We start from the raw sequence: 12,978 nt of genomic DNA, 5'->3' as shown, positions 1-12,978 counted from the left end.
TCAGGCTTCTTCTTTATTCATATTTGATTCAATGTAATCAATTGCTTCTTGAATTGTTGTGATTTTTTCTGCTTTTTCATCTGGTATTTCAGTTTCAAATTCTTCTTCAAGAGCCATAACAAGTTCTACCGTGTCAAGAGAATCAGCACCTAAATCCTCAACGAATGAGGCATCATTTTTTAATTCATCTTCCTTAACACCTAATTGCTCGCCAACAATTTTACGAACTCGCTCTTCAACTGTACTCATAACTTGTATTTCCTTTCTTAAGGTTAAAAAAATATATGGTGGGTAGTTTATTCAATTCTTTACAGAACGCAAGCTTAATTAATATAAGTTTATCAGAATACCCATTAAAAATTTTGATTAATCCATATATAGGCCACCATTAACATGAATAGTTTCGCCAGTAATATAATTTGCCCTATCAGATGCTAAGAATGCAACAACTTCAGCAATATCATTTACTTGTCCAAAGCGCTTCATAGGAATGCGTTTAAGCATCTCTTCCTTGACCAAATCAGGTAGAGCATCAGTCATGTCAGTCTCAATAAAACCCGGTGCTACAACATTCACTGTGACACCTCGGCTAGCTAATTCTTGGGCCAGAGATTTTGAAAACCCTATTATACCTGCCTTAGCGGCCGTATAATTGGCTTGGCCAGGGTTTCCGCTAGAGCCAACTACAGAGCCAATAGTAATAATACGGCCCCATCTAGCTCTAAACATAGTTTTAACACAAGCTTTACTCATGCGAAAAATAGAATTTAAATTAGTTTCAATGACTCGATACCACTCATTATCATCCATGCGTAATAATAAATTATCAGCAGTAATACCTGCATTGTTTACAAGAATTGAGGGCAGTTTTTTCTCATCAGAAAGTTGAGTCATAAGGCTCTCAATACTTTCAGCACTCGTAACGTCAAGCGTCACGCCCTCACCTGCTAGATTACTCTCATTAAAATTTCTACTAATAGCTAGAGCAGATTCGCTAGTAGTTGCACTACCTACTACATAGGCGCCTCTTTGCGCTAATGTTTGCGCAATAGCCTTTCCGATTCCTCGACTAGCGCCTGTCACTAAAGCTATTTTTCCTTCTAAGCTAATCATATAAACCCCTATACAAAATGTATTTAAACTTAAATAATTTAAGTTTTGTAAATCATTTACCAGTAACTGACCTTGTAAGCTTCAATATGCGATACAGTATAATCTATTGAATTTTTATCTTGTGTATTAAATGTAAGTAAGTCTCTATCAATGCGCTTAATTAAACCTGAAAGAACTTTGCCCGGACCGCATTCAACAAACTGATTCACCCCATCTTTTTTCATTAGCTGAATTATTTCAACCCACCTTACAGGTTTATATAACTGCTCTTTTAACAAGGAACGAATCTGTATAGGTGTTTCATAAATACTTAAATCAACATTACTTATTACTTTTATTTGTGGTGATTTAAATGATACTTCATTTAAGAATGTTTCGAATGCATTAGCAGCCTCGTTTAACAGCGAGCAATGACAAGGAACGCTTACAGCAAGTATTTTAGCCATTCTAGCTCCCTGGCTATCTGCTTTAGCGATCGCTTTTTCTACTGCAGGGCGATGGCCTGCAATAACAACTTGTCCTATAGAATTGTAATTTGCTACAGAAACTTGTTCGGTGTCCGTGCTAATTTCTGCACAAATTTGATTAACCTGCTCGTCAGTTAAGCCAACTACAGCTGCCATAGCGCCTTGACCTAAAGGAATAGTTTCCTGCATTAGCTGGCCGCGTTTTGCAACTAATTTTACAGCTTGATCTAAACTAATAGCACCAGCACATACCAAAGCTGCATACTCACCAAGACTATGGCCAGCCATCCATTTAGGTTGCGGTAAATCTAAATTATATAATAAATTATAGACAGCCACGTCCGCAGTTAGCATAGCGACTTGAGTAATTTCTGTTTGATTTAATCTTTCTTCAGGCCCTTGCTGAGTAAGTTGCCAAACGTCATAACCAACTTCCTCTGAAGCAATATTGAAGGTTTTTTGAATGATTGGATAACTTTCAGCTAATTCTGAGAGCATTCCTATGGATTGCGAACCTTGGCCAGGAAATATAAATGCTAGTTTTGACATATAAAGCCTCGATTTTAATCGTTATCCCTATCACGAATAGTTACTTTTCTCCAAGGGATTTAAAAATTAATTTGAATAAACTACTTTATATTAATAGCGAATAACCATTGCGCCCCAAGTCATACCACCACCAAAAGATTCTAGTAATAATAAATCACCACGTTTAATACGCTTCTCTTTAATCGCTAAGTCCAAAGCCAAGGGTATAGAAGCAGCTGATGTATTACCTTGATTTTCAATAGTAACAATTACTTGTGACATAGATAAATCTAGTTTTTTAGCAATTCCTTGAATAATACGAATATTAGCTTGATGAGGAATTAACCAATTAATATCCGATTTAGTTAAATTACTAGCTTCTAGAACTTCATCAACAATATCACCCATTATATTAACTGCAATTTTAAAGACCTCATTACCACGCATACTAATTAATGCTTTATTATCAAAAGAAGTATAGTTTGGATAAGTTAATAATGAGCTTACATCATAAGAAGCATGTAAAACACTTGCCAATATTCCTGGATTTTCTTCTGCACTTAAGATGGCAGCACCAGCACCATCGCCAAATAATACACAAGTAGAACGATCAGTCCAATCAACAGCACGAGACATAGCTTCACTACCAATAACTAACACATGCTTAGCCGAGCCAGTTTGAATGTATTGTTTAGCAATATCCAGCGCATAAACAAAACCACTACAAGCAGCACCAATATCCATTGCAGGAATATAAGATTTAATTCCTAATGCGTCTTGTACATAACAAGCGATACCAGGAAAAAAATTATCAGGCGTACAACTTGCAACAATAATTAAATCTACTTCGTCAGCGTTAATGGTTGATGCCTTAATAGCTTGTTTTGCTGCTTGAGCAGCCATATAAGAAGTCGTTTCATAATCAGATGCAATATGACGGCTACTAATGCCAGTACGAGAGATAATCCAGTCGTGTGAAGTATTAAGTTTAGTTTCTAGATCATAATTTGTAAGTCTTTTCTCAGGTAAATAACTACCTGTACCATTAATAACCGCATGCATCATAACAGTACACCTTGATTAATAAACTCATTTATCTGATCTCGTACTAAATCAACCACATTATTTCTGACCTGCAGCATAGCTTCTTCAATGGCATATCGAAAAGCTAACTCTCGGGCACTACCATGGCTTTTGACCACTATACCATTTAAACCTATTAAACTAGCACCATTATAACGTGCTGGATCCATACGCATTTTAAGGCGCTTTAAGGCTGGCCAAGCAAGCACACTCATCAGGCGAGTTAAATAATTTTTTAAGAAAGACTCTTTTAAGATAGCCAACATAAGCTTCGCGAGGCCTTCACTTGCTTTTAAGGCAACATTACCAACGAATCCATCACAAACAACTAAATCTACTTCTCCTGAATAAAAGCCATCGCCTTCTACATAACCTACATAGTTTAATAAACTACAGTTAGCTAACATATGTGCAGTGCGCTTAATCTTATCATTTCCCTTGATTTCTTCTTCACCAATATTCAGAAGAGCAATTTTAGGTTTTTCTTTTTTATCAATTGCTTGAATAAGTGCTGATCCCATAACCGCAAACTGAAAAAGATGCTCAGCACATGAATCAACATTAGCACCTAAATCAATCACTCGAGTCTTACTTTGTAAAGTAGGTAGCTCTGCAATAATAGCCGGCCGGTCAATTCCAGGTAAAGTTTTTAAAACAAAGCGCGCAGTCGCCATTAATGCGCCTGTATTACCCGCACTTACACAAGCTTGGGCACGACCATCTTTAACTAGATTTATAGCTACTCGCATTGATGAATCTTTTTTATTGCGCATAGCATGTGAAGGTAACTCATCCATACTAACAACTTCAGAAGCGTGAATTACATCAAATTGATCATGATTAAAATGACCTTGCTTCTTAAGTTGAGTTGTAATTTGAGATTGATCACCGACTAATAATAATCTTAAATCAGGATTATTTTTCGCAGCGCGAGCGCAAGCGGGGATTATGACATTCAAGCCATGATCCCCGCCCATCGCATCGATTGCAATGGTAATGATTTTCAAGCGAGTTACTCTTTTTCTTCTTCGTAAACATTATCGGTATCTAATACTTTACGGCCACGGTAATAACCGTCAGCAGTTATATGATGTCTACGATGAGTTTCACCAGTTGTACTATCAACGCTTAATGTCGGTGCTTTTAAAGCATCATGTGAACGTCTCATATCTCTTCTAGAGCGACTTTTTTTGTTCTGTTGTACGGCCATTGCGTTACTCCTAGGCAATTTGTATTCATTGGTGCGAAATATTACATATTTTTTGACTGTAATCCAAGTATTACTTACCTTTTATCCACTGTTGAGGGTGAAAAATGAATAAATTTGCTTACTTCTTTATCACATTCACCAATATTTAGATGGTTTTCTGGACTATAAAGGTGTAATTCATCAGTAACTAATTCTATCAGATCTATGAAAAAATTATTAGCTACCACACATTCATATTTATCCATTAATTTTTCAGCACAAGAGTCCGCATTACAAATAGCTAACGTTGTTGTATTTTTATAATCATATAAAAAATTTTTTAAGCAACGTTGACATTCAATATCTAGCTGACCGCTCACTTCTAGTGATAAAAGAAAATAATCATCTACTTCCTTGACTAAATACGTACAACTTAATGAGCAAGGTGCAGGAATTCTATTGGGCATTCTCTCTTTTAAATAAACTTCAACAGTTTGACCTTCGAGTTGTTTTGCTTGGGTCTTAAGATCAATTAGCATATTAAGTCTCAAATATTATATAATAACGCATTTAATTTTAATTTACGTTCTCTTTTTTGGCAAAATGACAAATAGATAACAATTAAAATATAGTATATATCTAACCTAATTGAGTTGAAACTTAAATATAAATATAACCTTTAAGAATCGTCGTAATTTATGAAAGCAAAAGTAATAGTGGGTATGTCTGGTGGCGTTGATTCTTCAGTTGCCGCATGGTTACTGAAGGAACAAGGTTACCATGTTGAAGGCTTATTTATGAAAAATTGGGAACAAGACGACGATGATGGCCATTGTGCCGCTGCTATGGATCTAGCTGATGCCCAGGCGGTAGCTAATCAATTAGGAATTCACCTTCATACTATTAATTTTTCTTCTGAGTACTGGGACAGAGTTTTTGCTCACTTTTTAAGGGAATATGAAGCTGGGCGTACGCCCAATCCTGATGTCCTTTGTAATAAGGAAATTAAATTTAAAGCTTTTTTAAATCATGCACTTACATTAGGCGCAGATTTTATAGCTACCGGCCATTATGCTAAGATAGAGAATGGTAATTTATTTAAAGCTAAGGATAGGGATAAAGATCAAACCTACTTTTTACATGCAGTCGATAAAGAAGCCCTAGCTAAGACTTTATTTCCAGTAGGTGATTACTTAAAACCAGAAATTCGCTCTTTTGCATCTAACCTTAACTTAGTTACCTCACAAAAGAAAGACTCTACTGGCATTTGTTTTATCGGAGAAAAGCGCTTCAAATCATTCCTTAACGAATTTATTTTAGCTCAGCCAGGCGAAATAATGAGTAGTGATGGCACAGTATTAGGTCGTCATGATGGTCTGATGTTTTACACAATAGGGCAACGACAAGGCTTAGGTATTGGAGGACGCTACGATAGTAGTGATGAGCCCTGGTATGTTGTTGAAAAAGATATTAGAACAAATACCTTAATTGTAGCCCAAGGTAATGATCACCCTATGCTTTATGCACAAGGATTAATTTGCAGTGCCATTCACTGGTTGGCGCCTTTTAAAGATAAGCTTCCCTTAACTTGCTACGCTAAAACACGCTACAGGCAACCTGATCAAGCTTGTGTCATTTCGCCTGCTATAGATAATGGGCATTGCGTGATGTTTTCAACGCCTCAACGTGCAGTAACCCCGGGGCAATACATTGTATTTTATGATCGTAATCAGTGTTTAGGTGGCGCAATTATAGAGCAGGTCATTCGTTAGTTAAAATCAACCAATTGATGAAAATTGCACAAAAATTTGGGTTAAGTGTTACAATATAATTAATTATCAAGTCATATTAATTAACGTTAATCCAAATATATTTATATTTTAGATAAAGGTTAATGGGCAATTTACAGCTAATTTCTCTAACAATTTTTTCAGGAGTAGATAATGAGTACTGTTAGTGCATCACCTACAGCTTTAGAATCTCCCAAAACAGGTCTTCATTTCTCGGTCAATGCTGCTGATAAAGTCGCTTCTTTAATTGCTGAAGAAGATAATCCTAACTTGCATTTACGAGTTTATATTACAGGTGGCGGTTGCTCAGGATTCCAATATGGTTTTACCTTTGATGAAACTATTCAACCTGATGACACAGTCATTACTCAACATTGCTCGGATGGAAAGTCATCTGTTAAATTGTTAGTAGATTCAATGAGCTATCAATTTCTTCATGAAGCAGAAATAGATTATATAAAAGGAATTCAAGGCGAACAATTTGTGATTCGCAATCCCAATGCTAAAACCACATGCGGCTGTGGTTCTTCTTTTAGCATTGAAGAAGAATAGCTTATATAATTAATTTTTAAAAATTAAATTAGTAGGGATGTATTACAACTTTTGTCCCTATTCTAATGAAATTTCTATGTAACCATTTAGCATCATGGGGCTTTACACGTATACAGCCATGGCTTGCATTATAATTCGGTACATCATAAGAGCCATGAATAGCATAGTTTTTTGAAAAAAACATACAATAAGGCATGGGCGATCCACCTCGACCTAAAGGATAGCGGCTTGAGCGACATTCAGGCCCCTGTTTACTAATAATCCTATAAGTTCCTGAGGGTGTTTTACATGCTCTTTTTACATCTTTACAATATCGGCTGCCTCCAGAAGCCTTACCACTACGAATAACTTTTCCATTATGATTAACGGCGGACCAGGTTAATTTTTTAGGGTTAAATATAAATGTGCCAGCAAATTGCGCCGATGAATAGAAAAAGAGGGAAATAAATACGAAATAGACCACACGATGTCTTATTCTTAACTCAGCTTCCATAATGAGCCCCATCTTTATTGAGGTTATTTTAAATATAGGACAATTATTTAACTATTTGTAGTATTTTTGATCAATATATATGATTGTAGAGGGACTATAAATAGTAAGCTTTTGAACTATTAATAAAAAATGGCAAGAATTTTATTAAAAAATATTGATAATTCATCCCACGCCTATAGGTCGTAACTTATCCGCAGCCTCCAGAGAATATTAATTAGCGATAATTTCTTCATAAAATAATGCCATTGTGATTTAACTATGTCTGTGATGACATCTTAGCTATGAATATCAAATCAATTCTGCAAATTTCATTAGACCTCTTTCCAAACCGTCAGTGACAAGACAGGGGCTGTTCAAAAAGGGCTGAAAAAGCTAAGAATCAACCTTTAAAGCTACTGAGGGTGAATCTTTTCCTTACAGAAACCATAAAGCCACAAAGTATTCCATAAGTTTCAATTAATTACCCATCTTGATATAAAAAATCTTACCCAGAAACAGATACAAACTTTTGCGATTTTGGGCAACCAAATGCTAGGCATACTTCTGATTTCTGTTTTATTGCCTCTGTTTTTTCGGAAGGATTCTCAGTAAAAAAGTTCCATTAAACTCTCTTTGAGCTAAATACATAGGGCGAGCTTACAAAATATCATTTTTAAAAGTAACAAACATGCTGTTTCTAACGGTTTAAATAAATCCCACAACTGCTTTGTTTCTTTTGAGATTAACTAATGTGGTGCCTTATTTAAGCAATAATATATTAAAATACTTAATATTGCTTTTGGCAGCGACATTAAGAAGGAGATGGCTGATTTAAATTAGGATATTTCAATACCATAGCATCAATTAATAAATTTAAATATTTATTATCTGACATAAAACCTGTTAAAAGTAACTGACTTCTAAACTCAGGTTCCTTAAAGTTGCTTGGTAAAGCTTGAGCTAATGTTGTAATCGCTAATTTTTCTTCCGATAAATCAAACACGCGTAATAAAGTTTCTAAATTTTTAAGCCAGCCTTTAAATTCATCTGAGCTTACATCTCTAAGTTTCATAGTTGAAAATTGCATAGAAAGCTCTTCAAGGTTTGACTGTAAAAAGTTATTATCTGCTGGTGTTGAAAAAAAAGAATTAACTCGCTTGACTTTATGAGTCCTTTTTTCCATTTCTTCTAAGTTGGATTGTCCTATCGAAAGCGAAGATTCAGAAGCTTGAGATGAGTTGAGCAAATCTATGGGATTTTGCTGCATATTATTAGATCTAAAAAAAACATTATTGTAGTTCTCCTGGATTTCAGGTTTGCGCTTTTTAGTTGAAGTTAAGTGATTATACCCCTCTAATAAGACACGCAGATGGAAGTTGTTTAAATTATTAGCCACAAGCTGAGACAATAAGCTTTGAGTGTAGGTATTAGGGGTATACGATGATCGGCTGATTGTCGTAATAACATCCCTAACTACATCAGAAATTACTGAGTTCCTTTCAAAAACGACCTGCAAAACGTCAGTCACATCTTTGACCCACAAGTTTAATGATTCATAATCACTTAGGTTTATATCCGGTAAACGGTTTAATAAAAATGATAGTTTATCTTCCAATGAATCAAATTGTTCGGCAAATAATTCAGTGAGCGAAGATTGGTATGAAGGAATTGAAGTTCCTGAATTAGGAAATATATGGCTAAATTCATCCTCCCTTACAGAAGCGAGTGGGTTAGAGAAACTATTCCCCAAAGCACTCTCTTGGGATTTATAAAGATTACATAAGCAATTCAAATAAAGATTATCTTCCTGGCTAGTTGATAACGTTCGTAACAACCTATAAAGATAGTCATTATAAGTAATTAAAGAATTTTTAATTAGCTTTATGTTATGTTCAAACCTTTCTTCAGGCATTACATCTAAATAAGGCTTTAAAAAATTAGTTATAGTTGCAATCCATTGAGTGACAGCTTGAGTATTCTGTAAATCTAGCAACCCTAATTGCAGAAAAAACTGCCCTAACTGTTGTTTGAGTAAATTATCAGTGCTAGTAGATTGTAAGCCGCTTTCTGAGAGAGTTAATTTTACATTGACTTGAGGTAGAGTTGTATTCTCGTCCTTTGAGCTGGTGGAGGATATTGGTGGTTGGCTTTGTTGCAAAGCATCCACACTAGCTGGCTAGTTTTACGTAAGCCCTTTACATATTCAATAAATTCTTTAGCTTTTATATAACCCTGGGCTTGCACATATTTTCTTTGAATATCCGCAGGATTTAAACCTCTTTTTCTTAATTCTTCCCTTATTAATTCAGTAGTGGTTGAAAACATTCCCCCTAAAACATTTACATTAAAATTTAATAGTTTTTTCGCGTCTTCTTCATTTAACAAATTTAAATCTTCTTTTTTTAACAAGTAGTCAGATAGATCATTGTCCAAAAAACGCTGTCGCATCGCTGTTTCTGATGCCGCATTTAATTCAGTTAATCCGTTTCTATCTCTTCCCAGAAGGCAAAAGATCCCATAAAGCCGTTTGGGAGAAACTTTTAGTTTAACTCCCATTTCGAGGATATCGCCACATTTTTTAGCAGCATTAAGAAGTTCATCAAAAGTAATTTTAGCTTTCATATCTGTGACATTAAGAAAATTATAAATAAAATAAATAATATTTACTCATATAGAATTATATTAGAACACTTGTTGAGCAAAGCTAATCTAGGCCATTAACCTCTCCTCACCTACCTTACCTGAAAATACTATTTTATAAGCTGTGTCACACCATCATCTTGCTTGTTAACGAGTTACACTATGTTGCTGGCCTCTACTGATAAATAGGGAAATAAGGGTGAATTAGCTGAGCTAATTTGCTAATTTTTTTTCATTTTCATAAAGAAAGTGTTCATTTAGCAAAAATGGCAGACAATTCTTAACTAGAATTTGCGAAAATAAGTCACAGCATGACGATGAAGTAACGAATACTTTCAACTTAACTATCTATTGGATACTGTGAACAAGTCGCAACACAACACGATGGTGCGAACAGTGAATAAAATTGAAATTAATTTTTCTCTTCCCAATGATTAACACCCGATTTCTTTACCAGAAATTCAATGAATTCCTGATGTGTAGCCAACTCTTGTTCAGTAGCATAGATAATGGGCGAAGAACTCTTTAGAACTACTTCATTAACCGCAACATCGATAATTTCTGACTCAACTGGTTTAAGGTTATCTTCAAACAAACTGGTCTGACCGCCGGTCATGGCTAAATAAACAAGCGCTAAAATTTCAGCATCAAGCAGTGCGCCATGCAATTGACGATTAGAATTATCTATTTCATAACGTTTACAAAGCGCATCTAAACTATTTCGCTGGCCAGGATGCTTCTCACGGGCTAATAAAAGAGTATCAAGAACCTTACAATAATTATGCAGTTGATGAGGCCAATTAAGTAAAGTTAATTCAGCATTTAAAAAAGCCATATCAAACGCTGCATTATGAATAATTAGCTCTGCATCTTTAATAAACGTAAGCAATTCTTCCGCAATATCACAAAATTTAGGCTTATCAGCAAGAAACTCGGTACTGATACCATGGACTTTAAAAGCACCCTCGTCCACTTCTCGCTCGGGATTTAAATAGACATGATAATTATTGCCTGTTAACTTCCGATCAATTAATTCAACACACCCTATTTCAATAATTCGATGCCCGTTTTGAGGGTCAATTCCAGTTGTTTCTGTATCTAAAACTATCTGCCGCATTCAACTTCCTGAAATAAAAAATTAAGTATTTAAACCTTTTCGTATAAGCTCTACCTTTTTGGTAAGTACAAAAAGATTTTTTTTCAATAATAGCTTAAATTATGGCATAAATTAGCTATTTTGCAGCCTCAAGTATACCTTGATTTGCTAAGGCATCAGCTAACTCATTTTCATAATGACCATTATGTCCTTTAACCCAATGCCAATTAATTTTATGCTGATTTGCTAACTCATCTAGTTGTATCCAAAGATCAGCATTTTTTACAGGCTCTCTTTTAGAATTTCGCCAACCATTTTTCTTCCAGCCTGTTAGCCAAAGTGTCATCCCTTGCCGTAAATATTGAGAATCCGTATAAAGCTCTACCGTACAAGGCCGTTTTAATGCCTGTAGCGCTTTTATGGCAGCAGTTAATTCCATACGATTATTTGTAGTGAGTGTCTCACCGCCATAAATCTTTTTCTCTTGGCCATTATAGCGTAGTAATGCGCCCCAGCCACCAGGGCCTGGATTACCTTTGCATGCGCCGTCAGTAAATATTTCAACTGTCATAATAATTAACATACACCTTTAAGCTTCAGATGGATTAAGTATTTAATCCAAGTTATTTTTGGATATCCGAATACCTGCCCAATACCGAAGAAAATAATACAATAATTTACCATAGGGTGGGTAAAAAAAAGTGATTGATGATAATCGGCCTTGCTTAAAAATTGGTTTTAAATTAGAAAAAGTATCAAAACCTTCTTGTCCATGATATCGGCCTATTCCACTTTGACCAACGCCCCCGAAAGGCAAATCATCAATAGCTGCTTGTGTCACTGTATCATTTATAGCTAGAGCACCTGATAGTGTTTCATATTGTAGTTGGTTAATTTCAAAATTGTTATTTCCGAAATAATAGACAGCTAATGGATTGGGTAATGATAAAATAAAATCAATAGCTTCTTGAAAGTTATCATAAATAATAATGGGCAATATAGGACCAAATATTTCTTCCTTCATAAGCTGCATAGTGAAATTTACCTTAAAGACCAAGTAAAGAGGTAAGGAGCGCTCACCTTCTTTAAAATCGCCTAACTGGATAATATCTGCTCCTTTGGATCGAGCATCTTCCAGTAAACTTAAAAGCCTTTCGCTATGTTTACTAGAAATAATATTAGAATAGTGCTTATTATCCGTCATATTTGGGTAGTGTTTCTGAATAAATTGAGTAGCTAAACTTTTAATATTATCTTCCCACTTTCTTGCGATTAATAGGTAATCAGGAGCAAGACAAGTCTGCCCTGCATTAAACAGTTTGCCCATAAAGATTCTTTTTAGAAAACGTATGTTTGCTGTAGAAGAAAGAATTGTTGGTGATTTACCACCTAACTCTAAAGTTACCGGTGTTAAATTTTTACTAGCAGCAGCCATTACTTTTTTACCCACTGTGGTAGAACCGGTAAACAATAGATGAGCAAATGGTAGATTAGTAAATCTTTCTGCATAAGCAATATCACCATTATACAGACTGACATAGTCATTTAAGCCAGGCGTAAGCTTAATCAGTTCATGCAGTTTTTGGCCGACATTCGGCGTAAATTCCGACATTTTAACCATAACCTGATTACCAGCAGCCAAAGCATAAGCAAGCGGCACAATAGATAAAAGAATCGGATAATTCCAGGGTGATATAATACCTACGACACCTAGGGGTTGAGCTATAATATGTCCTTTCCCAGTACCGAAGTACCAATCTATTCTCCTCTTTCTTGGTTTTACCCACTTCTTTAACTGTTTTAGACAATAATTAATAGCATTAATTGTCGGGAGAATTTCAAGAAGTAGCGTTTCTTCACGTACCCGATGCGTATAATCTTTATTAACTGCCTCTGCTAAACAAAGGGCGTTATGTTGTAATAATTTTTTTAATAAGCGTAAATTTTTTAATCTAGTTGCAATAGGTAAATAAGAATGACTAGCAAATAAGCGCTGATGCCTTTGAAAACTAGATAGCAATTCATCTTGATCAGTCACAGTTATCCTT

15 protein-coding genes are annotated in these 12,978 nt (G+C 35.2%); 2 read left to right on the top strand and 13 right to left on the bottom strand.

Going from position 1 to position 12,978, the window contains the following annotated elements; all coding sequences use genetic code 11:
* The 7 genes from acpP to ACQUW5_RS00095 form a co-directional block, all read right to left on the bottom strand.
* The gene (gene acpP, locus ACQUW5_RS00125; RefSeq protein WP_444988823.1) at positions 1-249 is read right to left on the bottom strand and encodes an acyl carrier protein; all 249 of its coding nucleotides are present in this window, start codon (positions 247-249) and stop codon (positions 1-3) included.
* A gap of 117 nt (positions 250-366) precedes the next feature.
* Complete coding sequence (gene fabG / locus ACQUW5_RS00120; protein WP_444988821.1) at positions 367-1,113, bottom strand: 3-oxoacyl-ACP reductase FabG; 747 nt, start codon at positions 1,111-1,113, stop codon at positions 367-369.
* Positions 1,114-1,169: 56 nt separating this feature from the next.
* Complete coding sequence (gene fabD / locus ACQUW5_RS00115) at positions 1,170-2,129, bottom strand: ACP S-malonyltransferase (RefSeq protein WP_444988819.1); 960 nt, start codon at positions 2,127-2,129, stop codon at positions 1,170-1,172.
* A gap of 90 nt (positions 2,130-2,219) precedes the next feature.
* Positions 2,220-3,173 (bottom strand): beta-ketoacyl-ACP synthase III, encoded by a 954-nt coding sequence (locus ACQUW5_RS00110; protein ID WP_444988817.1) that lies wholly within the window; start codon positions 3,171-3,173, stop codon positions 2,220-2,222.
* A complete protein-coding gene (plsX, locus tag ACQUW5_RS00105; protein WP_444988815.1) occupies positions 3,170-4,198 on the bottom strand; it encodes a phosphate acyltransferase PlsX in 1,029 nt (342 codons plus the stop codon). Before plsX ends, ACQUW5_RS00110 begins: the two co-directional genes overlap by 4 nt.
* A 5-nt stretch (positions 4,199-4,203) precedes the next feature.
* Positions 4,204-4,401, bottom strand: coding sequence for a 50S ribosomal protein L32 (gene rpmF / locus ACQUW5_RS00100; RefSeq protein WP_444989596.1), 198 nt, complete (start codon positions 4,399-4,401; stop codon positions 4,204-4,206).
* 74 nt (positions 4,402-4,475) lie between these two features.
* Positions 4,476-4,919 (bottom strand): YceD family protein, encoded by a 444-nt coding sequence (locus ACQUW5_RS00095; protein WP_444988813.1) that lies wholly within the window; start codon positions 4,917-4,919, stop codon positions 4,476-4,478.
* A 159-nt stretch (positions 4,920-5,078) separates the two neighbouring features.
* On the opposite strand from ACQUW5_RS00095, the gene mnmA reads away from it, so the two are divergent.
* On the top strand, positions 5,079-6,152 hold the full coding sequence (gene mnmA, locus ACQUW5_RS00090) for a tRNA 2-thiouridine(34) synthase MnmA (protein WP_444988811.1): 1,074 nt from the start codon (positions 5,079-5,081) through the stop codon (positions 6,150-6,152).
* A gap of 171 nt (positions 6,153-6,323) precedes the next feature.
* Positions 6,324-6,722, top strand: a complete 399-nt coding sequence (erpA, locus tag ACQUW5_RS00085; RefSeq protein WP_444988809.1) for an iron-sulfur cluster insertion protein ErpA — start codon at positions 6,324-6,326, stop codon at positions 6,720-6,722.
* Positions 6,723-6,750: 28 nt separating this feature from the next.
* On the opposite strand, the gene ACQUW5_RS00080 is transcribed toward erpA, so the two are convergent.
* The 6 genes from ACQUW5_RS00080 to ACQUW5_RS00055 form a co-directional block, all read right to left on the bottom strand.
* Positions 6,751-7,215, bottom strand: a complete 465-nt coding sequence (locus tag ACQUW5_RS00080) for a L,D-transpeptidase (protein ID WP_444988807.1) — start codon at positions 7,213-7,215, stop codon at positions 6,751-6,753.
* Positions 7,216-8,005: 790 nt separating this feature from the next.
* Positions 8,006-9,361: a hypothetical protein gene (locus ACQUW5_RS00075; protein ID WP_444988805.1), complete on the bottom strand. Its 1,356-nt coding sequence runs from the start codon at positions 9,359-9,361 to the stop codon at positions 8,006-8,008.
* Positions 9,277-9,816, bottom strand: a complete 540-nt coding sequence (locus ACQUW5_RS00070) for a hypothetical protein (protein ID WP_444988803.1) — start codon at positions 9,814-9,816, stop codon at positions 9,277-9,279. The genes ACQUW5_RS00075 and ACQUW5_RS00070 overlap by 85 nt, the downstream gene beginning before the upstream one ends.
* A 430-nt stretch (positions 9,817-10,246) precedes the next feature.
* Positions 10,247-10,951 carry a DNA polymerase III subunit epsilon gene (gene dnaQ / locus ACQUW5_RS00065; RefSeq protein ID WP_444988801.1) on the bottom strand — a complete coding sequence of 235 codons (705 nt, stop codon included), beginning with the start codon at positions 10,949-10,951 and terminating at the stop codon, positions 10,247-10,249.
* A 115-nt stretch (positions 10,952-11,066) separates the two neighbouring features.
* Complete coding sequence (gene rnhA, locus ACQUW5_RS00060) at positions 11,067-11,501, bottom strand: ribonuclease HI (RefSeq protein WP_444988799.1); 435 nt, start codon at positions 11,499-11,501, stop codon at positions 11,067-11,069.
* Between the two features lie 42 nt (positions 11,502-11,543).
* Positions 11,544-12,968 (bottom strand): aldehyde dehydrogenase family protein, encoded by a 1,425-nt coding sequence (locus tag ACQUW5_RS00055; protein WP_444988797.1) that lies wholly within the window; start codon positions 12,966-12,968, stop codon positions 11,544-11,546.
* Between the last annotated feature and the right edge of the window lie 10 nt (positions 12,969-12,978).

This window comes from Legionella pelazae (assembly GCF_052527395.1).
Note: the sequence above shows the minus strand (reverse complement) of the source record. Positions and strands in the feature narration are given on the sequence as shown.

What these genes read in the sequence shown, in the direction of transcription:
- dnaQ (WP_444988801.1), bottom strand. Translation starts at nt 10,951, where the DNA reads ATGCGGCAGATAGTTTTAGATACAGAAACAACTGGAATTGACCCTCAA.
- fabG (WP_444988821.1), bottom strand. Translation starts at nt 1,113, where the DNA reads ATGATTAGCTTAGAAGGAAAAATAGCTTTAGTGACAGGCGCTAGTCGA.
- erpA (WP_444988809.1), top strand. Translation starts at nt 6,324, where the DNA reads ATGAGTACTGTTAGTGCATCACCTACAGCTTTAGAATCTCCCAAAACA.
- rnhA (WP_444988799.1), bottom strand. Translation starts at nt 11,501, where the DNA reads ATGACAGTTGAAATATTTACTGACGGCGCATGCAAAGGTAATCCAGGC.
- mnmA (WP_444988811.1), top strand. Translation starts at nt 5,079, where the DNA reads ATGAAAGCAAAAGTAATAGTGGGTATGTCTGGTGGCGTTGATTCTTCA.
- ACQUW5_RS00070 (WP_444988803.1), bottom strand. Translation starts at nt 9,816, where the DNA reads ATGAAAGCTAAAATTACTTTTGATGAACTTCTTAATGCTGCTAAAAAA.
- acpP (WP_444988823.1), bottom strand. Translation starts at nt 249, where the DNA reads ATGAGTACAGTTGAAGAGCGAGTTCGTAAAATTGTTGGCGAGCAATTA.
- ACQUW5_RS00095 (WP_444988813.1), bottom strand. Translation starts at nt 4,919, where the DNA reads ATGCTAATTGATCTTAAGACCCAAGCAAAACAACTCGAAGGTCAAACT.
- rpmF (WP_444989596.1), bottom strand. Translation starts at nt 4,401, where the DNA reads ATGGCCGTACAACAGAACAAAAAAAGTCGCTCTAGAAGAGATATGAGA.
- ACQUW5_RS00080 (WP_444988807.1), bottom strand. Translation starts at nt 7,215, where the DNA reads ATGGAAGCTGAGTTAAGAATAAGACATCGTGTGGTCTATTTCGTATTT.
- ACQUW5_RS00110 (WP_444988817.1), bottom strand. Translation starts at nt 3,173, where the DNA reads ATGATGCATGCGGTTATTAATGGTACAGGTAGTTATTTACCTGAGAAA.
- fabD (WP_444988819.1), bottom strand. Translation starts at nt 2,129, where the DNA reads ATGTCAAAACTAGCATTTATATTTCCTGGCCAAGGTTCGCAATCCATA.